Annotated in this window: 16 protein-coding genes and 1 pseudogene; 6 read left to right on the forward strand and 11 right to left on the reverse strand. The window is 40.0% G+C overall.

The window, feature by feature from the left end:
* Window positions 1-173: 173 nt before the first annotated feature.
* From FTU19_RS14340 to FTU19_RS14380, 9 genes and pseudogenes are all read right to left on the reverse strand, one after another.
* Window positions 174-452 carry a helix-turn-helix domain-containing protein gene (locus FTU19_RS14340; protein ID WP_166139582.1) on the reverse strand — a complete coding sequence of 93 codons (279 nt, stop codon included), beginning with the start codon at window positions 450-452 and terminating at the stop codon, window positions 174-176.
* Window positions 445-1,749: a type II toxin-antitoxin system HipA family toxin gene (locus FTU19_RS14345; protein WP_180131708.1), complete on the reverse strand. Its 1,305-nt coding sequence runs from the start codon at window positions 1,747-1,749 to the stop codon at window positions 445-447. Before FTU19_RS14345 ends, FTU19_RS14340 begins: the two co-directional genes overlap by 8 nt.
* A 241-nt stretch (window positions 1,750-1,990) precedes the next feature.
* A pseudogene (locus tag FTU19_RS14350) lies at window positions 1,991-3,325 on the reverse strand (ISNCY family transposase).
* A gap of 338 nt (window positions 3,326-3,663) precedes the next feature.
* A complete protein-coding gene (locus FTU19_RS14355) occupies window positions 3,664-4,722 on the reverse strand; it encodes a 2,3-butanediol dehydrogenase (protein ID WP_005105897.1) in 1,059 nt (352 codons plus the stop codon).
* Between the two features lie 21 nt (window positions 4,723-4,743).
* Entirely contained in the window at window positions 4,744-5,529 is a 786-nt protein-coding gene (locus FTU19_RS14360; protein WP_108619593.1) for an acetoin reductase, read from the reverse strand.
* 11 nt (window positions 5,530-5,540) lie between these two features.
* The gene (gene lpdA / locus FTU19_RS14365) at window positions 5,541-6,941 is read right to left on the reverse strand and encodes a dihydrolipoyl dehydrogenase (protein ID WP_166139586.1); all 1,401 of its coding nucleotides are present in this window, start codon (window positions 6,939-6,941) and stop codon (window positions 5,541-5,543) included.
* 11 nt (window positions 6,942-6,952) lie between these two features.
* Window positions 6,953-8,488 carry a 2-oxo acid dehydrogenase subunit E2 gene (locus FTU19_RS14370; RefSeq protein WP_166139588.1) on the reverse strand — a complete coding sequence of 512 codons (1,536 nt, stop codon included), beginning with the start codon at window positions 8,486-8,488 and terminating at the stop codon, window positions 6,953-6,955.
* A gap of 1 nt (window position 8,489) precedes the next feature.
* Window positions 8,490-9,509, reverse strand: a complete 1,020-nt coding sequence (locus FTU19_RS14375) for an alpha-ketoacid dehydrogenase subunit beta (RefSeq protein WP_048881927.1) — start codon at window positions 9,507-9,509, stop codon at window positions 8,490-8,492.
* Window positions 9,510-9,524: 15 nt separating this feature from the next.
* Window positions 9,525-10,487, reverse strand: coding sequence for a thiamine pyrophosphate-dependent dehydrogenase E1 component subunit alpha (locus FTU19_RS14380; protein ID WP_075166713.1), 963 nt, complete (start codon window positions 10,485-10,487; stop codon window positions 9,525-9,527).
* A gap of 342 nt (window positions 10,488-10,829) precedes the next feature.
* On the opposite strand from FTU19_RS14380, the gene lipA reads away from it, so the two are divergent.
* The 6 genes from lipA (at window position 10,830) to FTU19_RS14410 (ending at window position 17,573) form a co-directional block, all read left to right on the forward strand.
* A complete protein-coding gene (lipA, locus tag FTU19_RS14385) occupies window positions 10,830-11,804 on the forward strand; it encodes a lipoyl synthase (protein WP_180053093.1) in 975 nt (324 codons plus the stop codon).
* A gap of 256 nt (window positions 11,805-12,060) precedes the next feature.
* The gene (locus FTU19_RS14390; RefSeq protein ID WP_180053092.1) at window positions 12,061-13,152 is read left to right on the forward strand and encodes a transcriptional regulator; all 1,092 of its coding nucleotides are present in this window, start codon (window positions 12,061-12,063) and stop codon (window positions 13,150-13,152) included.
* A gap of 614 nt (window positions 13,153-13,766) precedes the next feature.
* Window positions 13,767-13,988 (forward strand): Sec-independent protein translocase subunit TatA, encoded by a 222-nt coding sequence (gene tatA, locus FTU19_RS14395; RefSeq protein ID WP_180052757.1) that lies wholly within the window; start codon window positions 13,767-13,769, stop codon window positions 13,986-13,988.
* 9 nt (window positions 13,989-13,997) lie between these two features.
* Window positions 13,998-14,420, forward strand: a complete 423-nt coding sequence (gene tatB / locus FTU19_RS14400) for a Sec-independent protein translocase protein TatB (protein WP_131269210.1) — start codon at window positions 13,998-14,000, stop codon at window positions 14,418-14,420.
* Window positions 14,417-15,175, forward strand: coding sequence for a twin-arginine translocase subunit TatC (gene tatC / locus FTU19_RS14405; protein ID WP_131269211.1), 759 nt, complete (start codon window positions 14,417-14,419; stop codon window positions 15,173-15,175). The genes tatB and tatC overlap by 4 nt, the downstream gene beginning before the upstream one ends.
* 205 nt (window positions 15,176-15,380) lie before the next feature.
* Entirely contained in the window at window positions 15,381-17,573 is a 2,193-nt protein-coding gene (locus FTU19_RS14410) for a PhoX family phosphatase (protein WP_180131710.1), read from the forward strand.
* 64 nt (window positions 17,574-17,637) lie between these two features.
* Here FTU19_RS14410 and FTU19_RS14415 read toward each other — a convergent pair whose 3' ends face one another.
* Entirely contained in the window at window positions 17,638-18,600 is a 963-nt protein-coding gene (locus FTU19_RS14415; protein WP_180052755.1) for an IS30 family transposase, read from the reverse strand.
* Between the two features lie 225 nt (window positions 18,601-18,825).
* Entirely contained in the window at window positions 18,826-19,092 is a 267-nt protein-coding gene (locus FTU19_RS14420) for a hypothetical protein (protein ID WP_180131713.1), read from the reverse strand.
* Window positions 19,093-19,189: the final 97 nt, after the last annotated feature.

A 19,189-nucleotide genomic window follows, 5' to 3' on the forward strand; every position in this document is an offset into this window, starting at 1 on the left:
TCAAAGTAGCATAAATTTCGTATCTTTCATCTTGAGAAAGTTGGGTGTATTTCTTCATTGTGTGCTTTCCAATTGCGAGTTGAAAAAGTCTAATGATTCTATGAATACACCTAACTTTTTCAACTAACTACAAATGTGTTGCACTTGGGATTTGAATCCACGATTATATTTTTTTACTTGGATTGAATCATAATCTTTAGACCAAAGGTATTCAAGAGTTTCATCATTGATTCCAGAGTCGGATTACTATCGGGTTGTTCCATTTTCTGCAAAGTCTGAGGTGCTATTTTTGTGATTTTAGCCATTTCATTTAAGGTCAGATGCAGCTCAGTACGGATATAACGCGCAACTTTATAAAATGGCCAGTCAGGATTGTGATTAATCATCTCTAATACTTCATGACGTTTTTTCATCTGCTCAATCGCGGTCATCGGTTTATAGCGCTTATCCATGGGCTAGCTCCTGAATCTGCTGGCATATATTTTCAATCCGGTACTGACTATTCTGCAAAATTTCCTCAGAGATCTGCAGTCTGTGCATTTCAGCCATTAATCCTTGATAAAGAGGCAATTGCTTGACAAATTCTGACTGGATTTCTTGATGTTCAATGCCCGTTTGTTCTGTAATCTGCTCAATCACCGAGCGCCATATTGGCATGCCGCCATGATCATCTTTTTCCCAGCGGGTAGTTCGTGCAATACCATCCGGATGTAACCACATTGGAGCGAAATCAAACAGGGGAGAGAGTCGGATGGTTCCATCATTAAAACGTTGAATCGCTGTATTGCGGGTATGATTATCTTTATTGCCTAAAGCCACATTGGCTAAATCCCGTTTCAAATATTCGAAAATTTCCGGTTTAGGATCTGTACAGCATTCCATCAGTAAAGCACATACCTGATTATGGGTCATTCTTACCCCAAAGCCTGCTTTATTGCTCAACGAAGCAAGGCTTTCCTGTGCAATTCTGTCTACTTTGTTATCTACAATTTTCCGGTCAAATCTTGGAATAAACAGGGTTTTGCCATGCAATTCCAGCTCAGCATAAACCCTTAAATCCAGATACTGGGCAATCTTCATATAAAGTGCTTCATGCTGCAGGATGCTTTCCAGACTTTGATCATTGCCACGGCTGAATTTAACCAGCCAGTGTTTGGCTGCCATTTCATCTGAAAGGGTATGATCCAGATAAAATAACCCATCATGGCCTTGGGTTAGTAATAGTTTTGGCCATTCACCCTGAACGCCAGAAGAACCTGCAACAAATAATCCATAGGAGGCCAGCGATTCTATAAATTTTTCTTTTCTTTCAATGATTTCGCTTAGGCTAAAACCCACATTCTCTTGCACCGGGAAATGCGCCTGCAGCCATTCAAAAGCTTCTTTCACTCGGAGGTTGCCAATGGGATTACCTGCTCCTGCTTTTAGCAAAAACCAGTCTGCCTGTTCCTGCATATTTTCGGAAAAATCTAATTGATTCAGCAGTTCTTTACGGCCGTATCCTTGAGGCAAAAGATCCATCAAAAATGCTGGCCATTGCTTTTGTAAGTTATTTTGGACATTGACTGGAAACTGATACGAAAGCGCATGTCCATCTCTCACGTCCATATGCGAGATTGCATACTCGAAAAGATAGGAAGTACGGGTCGATGCTCTCCAGCCAGCTTCATGGCTGTCTATAAGCTCGACGATCGCGCAATCTGACCATTCATTATCTTGAAAGATCTGTAGTGTACAGTAATAATCCATATTTATATTAAAATAGAATAATAGGTGTTGTTCTAAGCATTATATTATTATTTTAGTAAAAAAATAAAGATTTAAGATGAGATTGCCCTCTAAGCTTAGATGAATCGTAAGTAACTTGGATTTCTATGCAAATAAAATCACACAATTTCTTAAAAAGCGGACATTTCTATTTTGGAGTTACATGTTTTGTTATTCACCAATTAAAATGTCTATGCGATAAACCATTTAAAATGTCCTATTTTTAACTCAGAGAGTCAAGGACAGGATTTAACTTTCTTTGTTCAATGACAGCTTTTTGATCTTTACGGCTCGGTGTATTTTTATTTGTTCTTGAGCGTTTATTCTGTTTTTCCAGTTCTTCATGCTGTTGCTGGATATGGGCTAATACAGCACCTAAACGTTTATTCTCAACGACAGCATTCTGTTGTAATTTCGCCAATTTATTGAAGATACTGTAGTTGAGCTTTCGTCCTTCATGCATGAAGGCGATCGTTCCATCTGGATATTCTAGAAATAAAATATATTGCCCAACTAACTTACGATTCTGTGGTGTAGGCTCAAGTAGATAAATACATTTGTCGTACGTGATGGTAAGGTTCTTGGTCACTTTACGTGGTTCTTGCCAAGTAAAAATATCATCTAAATCAGTCGTAGATTCAGTCAAAGGGCGATGTAAATTCTTTGGGTTTCTCGCACATTTGGCAAACTTCTGATTAAAATGCTCAATGAAGCAGGGCAACCATGCGTTGGCTTCAGCAATTAAGCCAATACCTTCCAACCGCATTTCTTTAATCAGCCGATCTTGCAGTGTTCTATTTGCTCGTTCTACACGGCCTTTGGCTTGTGGGGAGTTGACAAAGATAATATCGATATTTAATTCGTTCAGAACCCGGCCAAATTGCGTCAGTTGTACATCCTGACTAGATTTCTAGTTGACTCTAAATACAGAATGTTTGTCACTGTAAAAGGCTAAAGGCTTGCCGTATTGCTCAATGTAGGCTCTGGTAGCAAGCATGTAATCAAAGCTGGTTTCAGCCTCACAAAAGCGCAGGTGTAACAACTTACCTGTGGCATCATCAATATAAACCAGCAAGCAACATTTCGAAGCTCGACCTTCGAACCAATCATGATATGAACCATCAATCTGGATCAATTCACCAAAGCAATCCCGGTTATATCGAGGCTGATATGGGCGTTTCAGACGCTTGGATCGAGGAATCCAGAGTTCATTGGCTGTCATCCATCGACGCAGCGTTTCTACAGGAATATCTAGAGCAAACATGCTGCTGAGTTTCTCATGAGCCAAAGTAGGACCGAATCCCAGCAGATGTTCAGAAATAATGGAAAGGCACTTTGATTTTAACAAGTCATCATGACGATGATGTCCAGGCTGACCTCGGCTTGCATGGGATAAAGCGGCCAGACCACCTTGATTAAACTTCTGTAATAACCGAGTGATTTGACGTGTTGAAAGATTTAAAAGTTCTGCAGCACGGACTTGAGTAATACGTTGATCTCGAACATCTTGGAGAACAGCAAGACGTTGAATTTCTTTGTCAGACATAGTGATCAGCATCTATATTCATATCCAGTCCATGATGGTCTGACCATCATAAACTAGACATTTTTATTGGTGAGAATATAGACACTTTAAATGGTTTCTAACAATTTGATTTCGTATAATATTGATTATGTTAAATAGACGAATTTCGGTATTAAATTCATTAATATTGATATAAATTAAATTATACATTATGTGTTGTCAATTTCTTCTTAAAAAATAGAGTTTTCCAATCACTATTATGAGAATGAGTTTGTAAATACAGACTCATTTCCTATCGCTATAAATATTAAAAATAGCTACATAGAGTTTATCTCTAGCTTATTCAAATTTGTCTTTGAAATTAGGCGTTACTACGGATGAACAATAATTTTTACAGCAGACTCATTATTATGAATCAATGTTTCAAAGCCTTTAGAAACAAGATCATCTAATGCAATCCGTTGGGTAATAAAAGGTTCTAGATTAATCTTACCTTGCTCAACCAAACGAATAGTTTCCTGATGGTCATTGACGTAAGCTATCGTGCCACGAATATCTAGCTCTTTCATCACCACACTATGCACATTAATTGTGGCAGGATGGCTCCAAATAGAAACGATAACGACTACACCAGTTGGTTTCATTGCTGCAACGAGTGTATCCATGACTTTATTGACACTACTACATTCAAAAGCAACATCTACACCGCGGTCTTGAGTAATTTTCATTACTTCATTTACCACATCAACCTGAGATGGATCCAATACATAATCGGCAACACCAGCCTCTATCGCTTTTTCTTTACGTTTTGCACTCAGTTCAGTGATGATAACCGTAAGACCTTTAGCCTTTAAAATAGCAGATAAAAGTAAGCCTATTGGGCCTGCTCCACCAACCAGTGCGATATCGCCAGCTTTTGCGCCACTTCTGACATAGGCATGATGACCGACAGATAAAGGTTCTATCAATGCTGCTTGGTCTAAAGGAATATCATTTGAAATAGGATGTACCCAACGCCGCTGAACTGCAATTTTTTCAGAAAGACCACCACCGCGTCCGCCTAAACCAATAAAGTTCATATTTTTTGATAAATGATACTTATCATTGGGGCCAGTCGGGACATCATCCGCAATAATATAGGGTTCAACTACGACATGTTGTCCAATTTGGATATCGTCTACACCTTCACCAACTGCATAAACTACGCCTGAAAATTCATGTCCCATTGTTACAGGTGCAGATTCTCCCGAAATTGGATGTGGATGACCACAAGGTGGAATAAAAATAGGGCCTTCCATGAATTCATGTAAATCTGTACCGCAAATACCGCACCATGCAACTTGAATTCCAACTGTGCCTGGAAGTACTTTCGGTTCAGGGATATCTTCAATTCGAATATCCCCTCGGTCATAAAAACGAGCTGCTTTCATTGTGTATTCCTTATGTTGATATTAACGGTAAACCATTCCACCATCTGTCAAAATAGACTGACCTGTAATATAGTTTGCATCCTCGCTGGCTAAAAATGCAACTAATGCAGCCACGTCATCTGGTGTTTCAGCACGTCCTAAAGCAATACCATCTACATATTTTTTATACGTTTGACCAATTGGTGCACCTGTAATTTCAGAGAACCGCTGATCTATTTCGACCCACATGTCTGTACCAACAACACCCGGACAATAACTATTTACAGTAATTTCAACACTAGCATATTCTTTAGCCGCAGCTTGCGTCAATGCACGAACTGCAAATTTCGTTGCCGAATAAACACCGAGTAAAGCAAAGCCTTCATGACCTGCTATTGAGCATGCATTAATAATTTTTCCAGCCTGTTGGCGTTGTTTAAATTTATTTGCTGCGGCTTGAATCCCCCAAAGTACACCACCGACATTGATGTTCATAATTTGGTTAAATTCACTCGGCGTTACTTCTGCCAAAGCTTTGACTTGTGCAATACCTGCATTATTAATCATGATATCAAAGCCATTAAGTGTCGATTCTGCATGATTAATAGCGTCACTGATTTGTATTGGATCTGAAATATCCGCAATAAATGTGGTGGCTTTTACGCCAAAGGCTTCAACCTCTTGTTGAACAGTATTTAACTTTTCTTGATGAAGATCGACCAAGGCAATATGTACACCTTCTTGTGCTAAACGTAAGGCAATACCACGTCCAATGCCTTGTGCCGCACCCGTAATTAAAGCAACTTTGTTGTTTAAACCTCTAGGCATGTTGCGACTCCTTAAATATGGATTGCACGTTGCATCGCCGACAAGACCGACTCATGCATCGCCTCAGACAAAGTAGGATGAGGGAAAATGACCTGTGCTAAGCTTTCATCCGTCGCTTCTAGGTATTTTGCGATGGCAAAACCCTGAATATGTTCGGTAACTTCATGTCCAACCATGTGAGCACCTAACAATTCACCCGTTTCCTGACTAAAAATAGTTTTAATGAATCCTGCGCTATCACCCAAAGCCAATGCCTTACCATTGGCTTGCAAAGGAAACTTACCCACATTGATATTCAAGCCCGCAGCTTTCGCTTTCTGTTCTGTCAAACCAATACTGGCCACTTGCGGATGGGTAAAAATACAGCCCGGAATTTGTGTACGATCTAAAGCATGTACATGATCTAAACCTGCAATTTTCTCCACACAAAGAATAGCCTCGTGACTGGCCTTGTGTGCCAAACACGGTGCGCCTGCAACATCGCCAATTGCATATACGCCCACAATATTAGTTTTGCACCATGAGTCGACTTTAATAAAACCATTCTCTAATTCGACACCTAAAGCTTCTAGGCCAAGATTTTCAGCATTTGGTTTCACGCCAATAGCTGAAAGCACCTTTTCAACAGTAATGATTTGTACACCTGTGGCAGTTTCAATATGACAATGTACTTGAGCCTGATCAGTTTCTATTTTTTTTACAGTCGCTTCGGTTAAAACCTGCATACCCTGCTGTTCAAATTGCTTTTGTACATACTTCGCAACTTCAATGTCTTCGCTAGGAAGAATCTGCTTTGCAATATCAACCAAGGTGACTTGGCAGCCTAAGTCTTGGTATAGGCTTGCAAACTCACTGCCTATAGCACCCGAACCAATGACCAGTAAAGATTTTGGTAATTGTTCTGGAACTAAAGCCTCTTTATAACTCCAGACCTGATGGCCATCTACAGGAATATGAGGCAAATTGGCCGCACGTGCGCCTGTTGCGACAATAATATGCGGTGCAGAAATCTGCTGTTTTTGACCATTCGCATCTGTAAGCTCTAATTGCTCTTTGGCAATAAACTGGGCTGCTGCGTTAAAAACAGTGATTTGATTTTTTTTCAATAGTTGACCGATACCTTGCACCAGTTGCTCAGAAACCTGTCTGCTATGATGGACCAGTTTTTGAATATCAAAATCAATCGCGTTAAGCGTAAAGCCAAACTGCCCTGCATGTTTGAACTGCTGCGCAAGCACAGCCCCGCTCAATAATGCCTTGGTTGGAATGCATCCCCAATTAAGACATACTCCGCCTAAGTGTTGTTTTTCAACGATTGCCGTTTTTAATCCCAGTTGCGCTGCGCGAATCGCAGCGACATATCCTCCAGGACCAGCACCAATAACCACAAGATCAAATTGTGTATCTGACATGACTATTCCTCCTACACCAAAATTAATGCAGGATTTTCGACAAACTGCTTAAATGCCGATAAGAATTGAGCACCCAACGCACCATCAATGACACGATGATCACAAGACAATGTTGCGGTCACCATTTCACGAACAACAATCTCATCATTTTCAACTACAGCACGTTTCTCTGCTGCACCTAAGGCTAGAATTGCACCTTGAGGCGGGTTAATAATGGCATCAAACTGTTGAATACCAAGCATGCCCAAATTGGAAATACTGAAACTGCCCCCTTGAAACTCATCAGGTGCCAATTTTCCAGTTTTGGCACGTGTCGCCAGATCACGCATATCATTGGAAATTTGCGCCAAAGATTTACGGTTCGCTGCTTTAATAATTGGCGTGATCAGTCCATTTTCGATGGCTACAGCAACCGAAATATCAGCCTGTTCAAACTGTAAAATCTGCTGATTCTCTTCATCAAACTGAACATTAACTTGTGGAACTTTAATCAGTGCAGCAGCAGCAGCTTTAATCAGCATATCGTTAATGGACAGTTTGACTTGCGGTACAGTACTGTTAATTTGCTGACGCAAAGCCTGAACCGACTCAACATTTAAGTCTATCGTTAAGCGAAAATGTGGTGCATTGCGTTTTGCCGCTTGTAGCCGTGCAGCGATTGCTTTACGCATACCATTCATAGCTACGGTGGTGAATTTTGCTGACTCTGTTGGATGCGCATACTCAGTATGTTGAGCTTGTACAGGATTTTCCCGTTGATATACAGCTTCAACATCTTCCTTACAGACTCGTCCACGTGAACCCGATGCACGACAATCATGCAAATTAATGCCCCATTGTTTTGCCAAACGGCGAGCAACAGGTGTTGCTAGAACATCACTATCATCTGCTTTAGATTTCGCGGCTTTCGTACTAGCTTGATGACGTACATCTGGCCAAGAACCACCAGCAGCTTGAACTGCGGCCTGAATATCTTGAACACTGATACGGCCTTCACGTCCAGAACCCGTAATCTGAGCCAAGTTTACATTATGCTTTTCAGCCAATTTCAAGGCATGTGGCGTTGCAAAAATATCATCACTTTGTTGGTAGCCTTGTAACTCATCAGGAATAGAATATCCGCCCTGAGTCACCGCTTTTGATCCATTACCAACACTGTTCTGTTTAGGAGCAGCTTGTACTTTGGTTTCAACTTGAGCCACATCGACTTTTTCAGGAACCGCTGCTACCGCTTTATTTCCAGTTACAGCAGGTGTTCCACCTAAAGACTGTGCAAATGCTTCAACTTCTGCATCGGAAACTTGGGCGTCTGCACAAATTGCAATGATTCCACCTACGACCAGTGTGTCACCATCGTTAGCAATAATTTTTCGTAGCAGGCCATCAAAAGGTGCCTCCAATACATTGACGATTTTTGTGGTTTCAATTTCACAAATTTCCTGTCCTTTACTAAATTGGGTACCTTCCTGAATCAGCCATTGGGCAATCGTACCCTCTTCCATGGACAAACCCCATTTTGGGATTTCTAAAGTTTTAATTTCGCTCATCCTAAGCCTCCAACGTCTTGCGTACAGCCTGTTCGATGCGTTCTACACTAGGTAGCCATTCTTTTTCTAGTACTGGTGAAAATGGTACGGGTGAGTGTGGTGGAGTGACTAATTCGATTGGTGCTTTAAGATAATGAAAGCCTTTCTGGGCAATAAGCGCAGCCACATCATGTCCGAAACCACAACGTGCTGCTGATTCATCTACAATCACCACACGACCTGTTGAAGCTACTGACTCTAAAATGCCATCTTCGTCTAATGGTGAAATGGTTCTAGGGTCAACCACTTCAACCGAAATGCCTTCTTTTGCGAGCTTATCAGCGACTTCATTGGCACGATGCACCATCAAACTTAAGGCAATAATGGTGATATCTGTGCCTTCACGGGTGTAATTTGCGACACCAAAAGGAATAGTGTAGGACTCATCTGGCACTTCGCCCTTAATGTCGTACAACAACTTGTGTTCACAAAAGACTACTGGGTCGTCATCTCGAATGGCTTGAATCAACAACCCTTTTACATCATAGGCACTTGAAGGCACCACCACTTTTAAACCAGGCACTGAGGCAAACACGTTATATGGCGACTGAGAATGCTGCGCTGCTGCGGAAAAACCTGCACCAATCATGCCACGTACAACGAGTGGCGCTTTGGCTTTGCCGCCAAACATGTAGCGAAATTTAGCTGCTTGGTTATACAGCATGTCATAACACACGCCGTAAAAATCCATAAACATTAAATCTGCCACAGGTCTTAAACCCGTTGCAGCAGCACCTGCCGCCATACCAATAATCGCTGATTCTGTAATTGGAGTATCAATGACTCGTTCAGAACCAAATTCAGTCCATAAGCCTTTGGTTACACCAAGTACACCGCCAAAACCTTCCAGCTTATTATCATCGGTATTTTTACCACCATGTCCACCACGAACATCTTCACCGACCACAATGACACTTGGGTCTCGGCGCATTTCTAATTCAATTGCTTCTTTAATCGCGTTTCGATAACTTTTATTTGGCATTTTTCTACTATTCCTTTAGTAAGAGACGTATACATCGGTAAGTAACTGAGAAACTTCTGGGTACTTAGCTGCACGTGCCTTTGCAACGGCATCGTCTACATTGGCTTTAGACTGAGCGTCAATCGCATCGAGCTTGGCTTCGTCAATTTTGTCTTTGACTTTTTCGCGGAATATTTTCAATGGATCTTTATGTTCTTTGACATAATCCAGTTCTTCTTTAGAACGGATAAGCCCTGGATCACCTTCAAAATGTCCATAAAATCGGTTGGTTACCGTTTCAATCACACTCGGACCTTCACCACGGCGGGCACGTTCAATGGCTTTTTGTGCAACTTCATACACAGCAAAAAAGTCTGTTCCATCTACTTTTTCAGCGGGTAAGCCAAAACCTGCTGCTCGGCCTGCAATATCTTTACTGCCTACGGCATAATCATGTGCAGTACCTTCACCAAAACCGTTATTTTCAAAAACAAAAATGACAGGAAGCTTTAACACAACAGCCATATTAATGGCTTCAAAAGTTAAGCCCTGATTTGAACCGCCATCACCGGTAAAAGATAGACCAATCCCACCATTTTTGAGTGTTTTAGCACTTAAAGCTGCCCCAATAGCCAAAGGTGGACCACCACCCACAATACCGTTTGCACCGAGCATGCCTTTATCTAAGTCCGCAATGTGCATTGAGCCGCCTTTACCACGACACAAACCATCATCTTTGCCAAAAATTTCTAGCATCATGGCGTGAATGTCACAGCCCTTTGCAATACAATGTCCGTGACCACGATGTGTTGAGGTAATGAAGTCCTTATCTGTTAAATTTTCACAGATCCCTACGGCAACAGCTTCCTCACCGCTATAAAGATGGATGAAACCTGGGATATCACCTGTATTGTTTTCATCGTGAAGTCGATCCTCAAATTCACGAATGTCGCGCATTCTTTTGTATGCTGCTAGCAATTGCTCTTCCGTTAATTGCATATATTTATTCCTTATTAACTACGCTTAAAAGAAAATCCCAAATTGAATAACTGGATTTTTAAATCGTATATTTATATAAGAATATTTTTATTTAATTTCATATTAGACTAAAAAAATATAATGCATAAAAACATAAGATAAACATTAAAAACAATGGTTTATAAAATTAAGAAATTTGTAAATTTTTTAATATTATTCAGCTATATACAAAAACAAACCTTTAACCAACCTTTGTTTTATATGATAAGTTTTTTGCCCTGTTTTAATATTATTAATGCATTTAAAGCAGCTTATTTAATATCAGGCTCAATATTAATTATTTTAAACGACGGAGTGTTTGAAATGGATTTAAATAACCCAGTATTAACTGGAAAGAAGCTACGTGGCGCTAAAAAAATGGCGCGTATTCCAATTAAAGTTGTTCCAACGGAAACGATACCGAAAAAGCCAGAATGGATCCGGACTAAAATTAGTCGACCTGAGGAAGTCCAAATCATTAAGGATTTATTAAGACAACAAAAACTACATACCGTTTGCGAAGAAGCAGCTTGTCCTAACTTGCCGCAATGTTTCGGTAGTGGAACAGCAACATTCATGATTATGGGAGATATCTGTACTCGACGCTGTCCATTCTGTGATGTCTCGCATGGCCGTCCTAATGCCTTAGATATTAACGAGCCACTGCATTTGGCTGAAACAGTGAAGAATCTAAACTTAAAGTATGTTGTGATTACTTCCGTTGACCGAGATGATTTAAAAGATGGCGGTGCACAGCATTTTGCAGATTGCATTCGAGAAATTCGTCAAACTAGTCCAGACACTTTGATTGAAGTTTTGGTTCCTGATTTTCGTGGTCGCGCAGATATTGCACTTAAAATTCTGAGCAAAAATCCACCTGATGTCTTTAATCACAATATTGAAACCGTGCCACGCCTGTATAAAGCCATGCGACCAGGCGCTGACTATCAGCATTCATTGAATTTACTTAAGAAATTTAAACACTACTGCCCTGATATCCCAACGAAATGTGGTTTGATGGTGGGTTTAGGAGAGATTAAAGCTGAGGTTATTGCGTTATTAAATGATTTGAAAGATTATCAAATTGATTATGTCACAATCGGCCAATACCTACAGCCATCCAAATCACATGCGCCAATTCATCGTTTTGTTACATTGCAAGAGTTTAAACATTATCAAACTCATGGAGAGCACTTAGAGTTTAAGAATATTTGGAGTGCACCATTAGTGCGATCGAGTTATTTTGCTGACCGCCAGTATTATGGTGAGGCTGTACCTGTGCCCTACGTGCGTGAATGACATTTTCATCATTTAAAGGATCCTATTTATCAACATAATGGTTACTTTTATTAACACTTCAGATAAAAATAGTCATTTCCAGTCCATAACAACACTTTTAAAGTAGCTAAAAGGCTGGTAAAACCCAAAAAAGGTTATTTAACGAATCCAAGAAAAAATGATTTGGTACACGAAAGAAAAGATTGAATGAGTATAGATCTGGAAATTGATTTCTGAAGTTTAAAGATATTACAGTCTAATCATAAAGGAATATGATATGAACCTGTTCAATACAGCACCAGCAAAAAAGCTGCAAACAACACATTTAATTAATCAGCATATTGTTCAGGCTGCACCCGTTTTGGCTTTGCCTCAAGAAGATCAGACTTCCCTATTCCGCCGCTCTATTCAGCATAATTATGCCGATTTATTAAGAATTGCTGATGATTCCGATATGGCAATTGGTCTTACAGATCACCATGGTACTCTGTTATGGACCTGGAGTAGTTCCGCGATGCTTTCTTCTGCTGAACAGGTACATTTTATTGAAGGTGGCCATTGGTCAACGCAGGCGGTTGGGACCAATGCGATTGGTATGACATTAAATAGTCAAACATCAAGTTGTGTATATTCTCATGAAAACCAAATGGACAGCGTTCGTGATTGGGTTTGTTATGCAGCACCTATCTGGGATCCGACTTCAGGTCAATTTCATGGCATTGTCAATCTTTCCACAAAATATAAAAAACATACCCCTCTAGGCATTCTTGCTGTGGAACGCTGTGCAGACTTAATACAGCGAGCAATAAAATTTGAACAGAAAAATTTTTTATACATTAAAGCGCTAGGTTCGCCCTGGGTTCAATTTAATGGGCATACTTTGAACTTGACTCACCGTCAAATTGAAATACTTTGCATTTTAGCTTTGTATCCGTACGGGATTGGTTTAGAAGAGTTACACTATGCCCTTTATGGTGAGCGTAATGTCAGCCTAAAAACCCTAAAGGCTGAGCTTTCACAACTTCGTAGCCTATTACCTCATTCAATTGAGGCTCGGATTTATAGGCTTACCTGTGAAGTCCAATGTGATTTTTTACGTGCTGAACAATCATTAAATGCAAATCTTATTTCGAGTACATTCTCGCTATATAAAGGTAGCTTTTTATCTAAATCAGAAAGCCCTTTACTCAGTACTTGGAGACATTGTTTTGATGCCCGTTTAAGCCAGTTGATTTATCAAATAAAGGATACCGATCAATTATTACGGATTATTGGGCAAACACATGATCGTATTGATGCGGTACAGCGTTTATTAGAATTATTACCACAGGACAGCAACTACCGTAATTATTTTTCAAATCTGATTTAAATTTGATTTGTTGCTTCAACTCTAAAGTTTTATTGAATAAGGTTTTATTGTGTAGCAGATAGAAATTGTTCATCTAAAGATCTTTATTGTGTTTGAATTGGCCAGTTTGAAATAATGGCTCACTGAAAGCCCAGCCTGACCACCATCGACAATAACGATATTAAAATGTGATTTTAAGCATGTTGATTTAAATTTGCATAGTAGATTCATAAACTTGCACAAGTAAAATTGCGGATTTTATTAAGATAACTATTTAATATTAATATTAATTATTTATTAAAAAAAATTATGAACTAGACTTTAGGTGAACATAAGTTAAACACATAACAAATGATAATAAATTCATTGATATAGATAAATGACTGAGAGCTTTAATTGCAAGTTTTCTTAAATTATTAAGCTAGATATAGCTGGCTAACTATTTGATTGAATGAATTAAAAATAATACCTTAACAGAATCAATCCGGTACTAACTTTGTACTGGTTGTTAGTACCTCATTGTAAATTTCCCTTCTCCATTCTTGTCTTTAAATTGACATCAAGTCGTCATAGCTTTGTCATTTTTTAGTGTTGAGATAACCCTATAAATTTAAAAGATTGAATGAGGACGAAATATGGCAGGGTTATCGATCTGGCATGTACTAATTTTTGCGATTGTAGTGATCTTACTTTTTGGTACTTCTAAACTAAAAAATCTAGGAAAAGATGTAGGTGGTGCAATCAAGGACTTTAAGAAATCTGTCCGTGAAGAAGAAGAAGCCGAGACCGCCCAACTTCAACAGCCTCGCAATATTGATGCGGAAGTTAAATCCAGCGAGAGTTCAATCAAGAATTAAGGTATTGCCATGCTCAATATTGGAATGACTGAGCTGCTGGTCTTTGGGGTAACTGCCTTGCTGGTTCTTGGACCGGATAAGTTACCTGAAGCGGTACGGTTTATAGGTAAATGGTCGGCCAAACTCAAAAGGGTCGCCAGCAATATACAAAATGATCTTGACCGTGAATTGCGACTGTCGGAACTACGTGAGCAAATGCAAAGCGAGCTGAAACGTATTCAGGAATTAGAGACCAAAATGCAGGCACAAATGGCCAATATTAATGTACTGAATCAGCCCATCATTAAAAATTCAGAACAATATGTATTGGACCATGAGCTGACTTATCAATTGATTAATGGGCCAGTTTCTCCTGTCCATCTACCGCCAACCCAGCTCAATAGAGCTATAAAACAAGAAAAAAATTATTCTGATATAAAGGTGGCCGTATGAGTATTTTGCCTTCAACTCAAACCAGTAACAATACACAAAAAATTCAGTTAGAAGAAATGCCAATTACCAGACACTTAGTGATTCTGCGTAAGCATCTTTTTAAAATCGTGGGTGTACTTTTGGGGCTATTCTTATGTTTATTGCCTTTTGCGACCCAAACTTATCAGCTGTTATCGGAACCTTTACGTGCTCAGTTACCGGAAAGTTCCACCATGATTGCAACAGATGTGACTGCGACTTTCATGGCCCCGTTTAAATTGAACTTTTTTATTGCTTTACTCATTGCAATGCCTTTTATCTTGTATCAACTTTGGGTTTTTATTAGGCCGGCATTATATGCAAAAGAAAAAAGTCTGGCTTTACCCCTATTCATCAGCAGTATTGTCCTTTTTTATTCTGGTATTGCTTTTGCCTATTTAATCGCTTTACCTTCTATCCTTCATTTTTTTATCAGCGTATCCCCTGAGACTGTCGCGCCGATGACCGATATCAATAGTTATCTGGCCTTTTGTTTAAAACTGTTTTTAGTGTTTGGATTTACGTTTGAAATTCCTATTATCACGTTATTACTCATTCTGATTGGTATTGTCAGTACACAGACTTTGGTGGAAAAAAGGCGGTTTATTGTGGTGGGTTGCTTTTTTGTTGCCATGTTTGTGACACCACCCGATGCCTTATCCATGATTATGCTCGCTGTGCCAATGTGGTTATTATTTGAATTAGGTTTGGCGGCAGGAAAATGGATAGAAAAGTGATGTCTAGACATAACTGAATAATAATAAAAAGAACACAAAATAAAAAAACTACTCTCTAAGCAGCTTTAGCTGCTTTTATTTTTAGCATATAAATCAATGTGATATTTAATAAATATGCAGTATTAGCTTCATCTGACTGTCATATTTAAACGCTAATTTATTCCTGACTTTAAAACAATCAAACCTTAGTTGTGGGATTAAAACAATGACAGATTACCTACCTTATGATGAAAATCAGGAATTGGACAATAATACTTCAGACAATCATCACTTTCGGGATATTTTAGAACAATCCATATCGCGTCGTGACTTGATTGCCAAAACTGCAAGTGGGGCTGCAGCATTGGCTCTTGCCTCTTCTTTGACTGGATGTGGGGACAACGATAATGATTCTATTGTACCGCCAACCGAGACCGCACCAAACCCGCCTGCTATTGATCCCAATACAAAACCAGAGCAACTCAACTTCACGCCAGTGGCCAAAAACTTAAATGACATCGTTACTGTGCCAGACGGTTATGAAGCCAATGTCCTGTATGCACTTGGAGATTCAATTAACCCTGCCTATCCAGATTGGGATGATAACAATATCCCGAACGGACCAAGCTTTCAGTTCCGTTCCGGTGACTGCCATGATGGAATGAGTTTTTTTGGCTTGAACATCGCTACTGGCCGCTATGACCCGACTGTGTCTGAGCACGGTCTGCTGGTCATGAACCACGAATATATCAATCCAACTTTTTTACATCCTCAAGGTCCAACAAAAGTCGATGGTCGTCGCCCTGAAGATGAAGTCATTCGTGAGACCAATGCGCATGGTGTTTCAATCGTTCATATCAAAAAAGACAATTCCAATCAAAAAGTAGAAATTGTCAAAAATTCAATTTATAACCGCCGTATTACTGCTTCAACTGTCATGAGCATTTCAGGTCCTGCGAGTGGGTCTGCCCTTCTATCTACACGTTTTTCACCAGGTGGAAAATTAACCCGTGGCACGCATAACAACTGTGGCAACGGCTATACCCCATGGGGTACCTATCTCACCACTGAAGAAAACTTTATTGGTTATTTTGTTCGTAGCAAAACTGATGATGCTAATCGTGTGCCGCAAGAAAAGCTTGCTCTGGAACGCTATGGCTTAAAAGCAGGTGCAAGCTCGCGTTATGGCTGGGAATCTGCAGTAGGTACAATTGAACCTCAGGATCTTTATGATCGCTGGAGTGCAGATGTTACTGCCGATGATGCAAGTCAGGATTACCGGAATGGTCCGAATACTTTCGGTTGGATTGTAGAAATTGATCCTGTTGATAGCCGGCAAAATCCGGTTAAACGAACGGCTTTAGGTCGCTTTGCCCATGAGGATTGCCGTGCCAGTCGGGCGCGTGAAGACGATAATCTCGCTTTCTATATGGGTGATGACTCGCGTGGAGAATATATTTATAAGTTTGTCTCTGACTACAAATGGAGCGAAAAAGACCGTAATAGGGGCTATGCAGCCGGAGATAAATACATGGATCATGGCAAGCTTTATGCCGCCAAATTCAATGCAGACGGGAGCGGTCAATGGATTGAGCTGAGTTATGGTAGCAACGGTTTAAATGAGTTGAACAGTGCCTATCCTTTTGGTTCTCAGGCAGATGTCGTGACCTTTGCTCGTCTAGCAGCAGATAGCGTAGGCGCGACTAAAATGGACCGTCCGGAATGGGTTGCGGTCAATCCTGAGAATGGAGAAGTCTATGTTACCCTGACCAATAACTCTAACCGCGGTACCACGCATGCGCTAGATGCTGCCAATCCACGTAACTATAACGATCCGGAAGGTGGCAAAGGTAATGTGAATGGTCATATTATCCGTTTACATGAAGATGCAGATACGACTACAGCTATAACGTTCAAATGGGATATTTATCTGTTTGGTGCTGAAGCCAAAATGGCACAGAACATCAACCTGTCGGGTTTAAATGATAATAATGACCTGTCTTCGCCAGATGGTATGTGGTTTGATCCCCGCGGAGTACTCTGGATTCAAACTGATGATGGTGCTTATACAGATACGACCAATTGTATGATGCTGGCTGCACTTCCTGGTAAGGTTGGAGATGGTACTCGAGCAACCACCTCTTCAGGGCAGGAAACTATTGTTGGTGCTCAAGTCACAGATCAGACTTTACGTCGTTTCCTGACAGGTCCGAAAGACTGTGAGATTACAGGTGTAACCATGACACCGGACTATAAAGCTATTTTCATTAATGTACAGCATCCTGGGGAAGATTCCCCGGCCTACAACAAACCAACCAGTCATTGGCCAGCTTCACAGACTAACTCATCTGCCACTTCTCGATCACGCTCTGCAACGGTGGTCATCACTCGCAAGGATGGTGGTGTTATTGCAGGCTAAATATTTAGCTTCTCTCAAAATGCTGGCTCAATGCCGGCATTTTTGTTTTTAATATTTGGCGGATTCAAGCGGCAAGTGCAACAGTATAAAAACCAGCCATAATATCACTGGGTGTATACCAGCCCAGTGTCTTTCTAGGACGATTATTTAGAGCAGTCTCTATCTGTTCTATCCGCTCTTTTGAAACATGATCAAACGATGAGGATTTTGGCAGATATTGTCTGATCAGACCATTCGTATTTTCATTTCTGGCTCGTTGAATAGACTTGTACGGATCTGCAAAGTAAGTCTCTATGCCTGCGTCCGTTATCCGCCTATGCTCTGAGAATTCCTTGCCATTATCAAAGGTCACACTATAGGCATGACTACTACGCAAACATGCTAAAGCACACGAGATCGTTTTAGCTGTGGTTCTCGTTTGCCCCAAATGAACAATATGTACATACAGACTCTTGCGTTCAACCAGGGTTAATAATGCTCCCTTATGATTCTTGCCTATTACAGTATCACCTTCAAAATCACCTAGGCGTTGACGTTTCTCAGTGACCTCATCACGACAATGAATACTTGTTCTATCAACAAGTTGACCTCTACGATCTGTGTTTTTATAACCCCGCTTGCGATATGTTTTCTGGTGTCTTAAATGCTGATGCAATTTTCCACCCTTAGATTTATCCTGATAAATGTACTGATAGACCCATTCAGGCGATGGGACATCTAACCAGCCACGTTGTTTCAAAGCCCCCGTAACCTGTTCAGGTGACCAATCCAGAGCAATCAGATAACGGATGTAGATTATAGCGAAATCTGTCATCTGAGATGAGGATCGATATCGTCGTTGGCTGGAGAGATGCCCAGCCTGTTTAGCCCGATAGCCACGTTGTCCTGTATTCCTTTTGATCTCACGATAAATGGTTGATCGGGAACGTCCAAGCTCTCTGGCAAGGGTGGAGATTGAAGATTTACTTTTCAAAGCAGCATAAATTTCGTATCTTTCTTCTTGAGAAAGTTGGGTGTATTGCTTCATTGTGTGCTTTCCAATTGCGAGTTGAAAAAGTCTAATGATTCTAATACACCTAACTTTTTCAACTAAATACAAATGTGTCGCACTTGGTATTTGAATCCGCGTTTCTAAATATTTGAGTTTTTTCATTTTAAGAGTTAATGAGTCAAAACAGATATTTAAATATTAAAAAGTATTTTTATATTAAATGAGTGCTCAAAAAATTTATATTTTTATTCAAATTAAATGCTAAATCCAACTTTCTTCTTTTGCAATATTTAGTACATCCTCTTTAAGTCTTTCTAGCTCTTCAAAAACTTTTGAATTAAGTTTTGGGCGAACTTTTTCAAACTTAATTTTTAATAAATTTATACTCCTTAAAAGCGTAGAAAAAATAAGTTTCTTTCGTCCTAAGTCGTCTGTGGCCTTAAAGGTCGTAGGATCTATTCTTAAGCGAAAATCCATATTTTGGCGTTTAATAGAATAATAGAGAGGTGGTCCCACTTGTTTGAACAACTAAAAGCGTATTTATAAGTGATATTCCGCTCTAGTTAAGCCACCTTGTTTTGTTGGGGTAGCTGATCATAGTAAAACTCATTTGGTGTCATTTTGT

The organism is Acinetobacter sp. YH12072 (genome assembly GCF_013419565.1).
Taxonomy (GTDB): Bacteria; Pseudomonadota; Gammaproteobacteria; order Pseudomonadales; family Moraxellaceae; genus Acinetobacter.

Coding starts and splice junctions, on each gene's coding strand:
- FTU19_RS14355 (WP_005105897.1), bottom strand. CDS start 4,722: ATGAAAGCAGCTCGTTTTTATGACCGAGGGGATATTCGAATTGAAGAT.
- tatA (WP_180052757.1), top strand. CDS start 13,767: ATGGCAGGGTTATCGATCTGGCATGTACTAATTTTTGCGATTGTAGTG.
- FTU19_RS14370 (WP_166139588.1), bottom strand. CDS start 8,488: ATGAGCGAAATTAAAACTTTAGAAATCCCAAAATGGGGTTTGTCCATG.
- FTU19_RS14415 (WP_180052755.1), bottom strand. CDS start 18,600: ATGAAGCAATACACCCAACTTTCTCAAGAAGAAAGATACGAAATTTAT.
- tatC (WP_131269211.1), top strand. CDS start 14,417: ATGAGTATTTTGCCTTCAACTCAAACCAGTAACAATACACAAAAAATT.
- FTU19_RS14410 (WP_180131710.1), top strand. CDS start 15,381: ATGACAGATTACCTACCTTATGATGAAAATCAGGAATTGGACAATAAT.
- FTU19_RS14360 (WP_108619593.1), bottom strand. CDS start 5,529: ATGCCTAGAGGTTTAAACAACAAAGTTGCTTTAATTACGGGTGCGGCA.
- FTU19_RS14380 (WP_075166713.1), bottom strand. CDS start 10,487: ATGCAATTAACGGAAGAGCAATTGCTAGCAGCATACAAAAGAATGCGC.
- FTU19_RS14340 (WP_166139582.1), bottom strand. CDS start 452: ATGGATAAGCGCTATAAACCGATGACCGCGATTGAGCAGATGAAAAAA.
- tatB (WP_131269210.1), top strand. CDS start 13,998: ATGCTCAATATTGGAATGACTGAGCTGCTGGTCTTTGGGGTAACTGCC.
- FTU19_RS14375 (WP_048881927.1), bottom strand. CDS start 9,509: ATGCCAAATAAAAGTTATCGAAACGCGATTAAAGAAGCAATTGAATTA.
- FTU19_RS14345 (WP_180131708.1), bottom strand. CDS start 1,749: ATGGATTATTACTGTACACTACAGATCTTTCAAGATAATGAATGGTCA.
- lipA (WP_180053093.1), top strand. CDS start 10,830: ATGGATTTAAATAACCCAGTATTAACTGGAAAGAAGCTACGTGGCGCT.
- FTU19_RS14390 (WP_180053092.1), top strand. CDS start 12,061: ATGAACCTGTTCAATACAGCACCAGCAAAAAAGCTGCAAACAACACAT.
- lpdA (WP_166139586.1), bottom strand. CDS start 6,941: ATGTCAGATACACAATTTGATCTTGTGGTTATTGGTGCTGGTCCTGGA.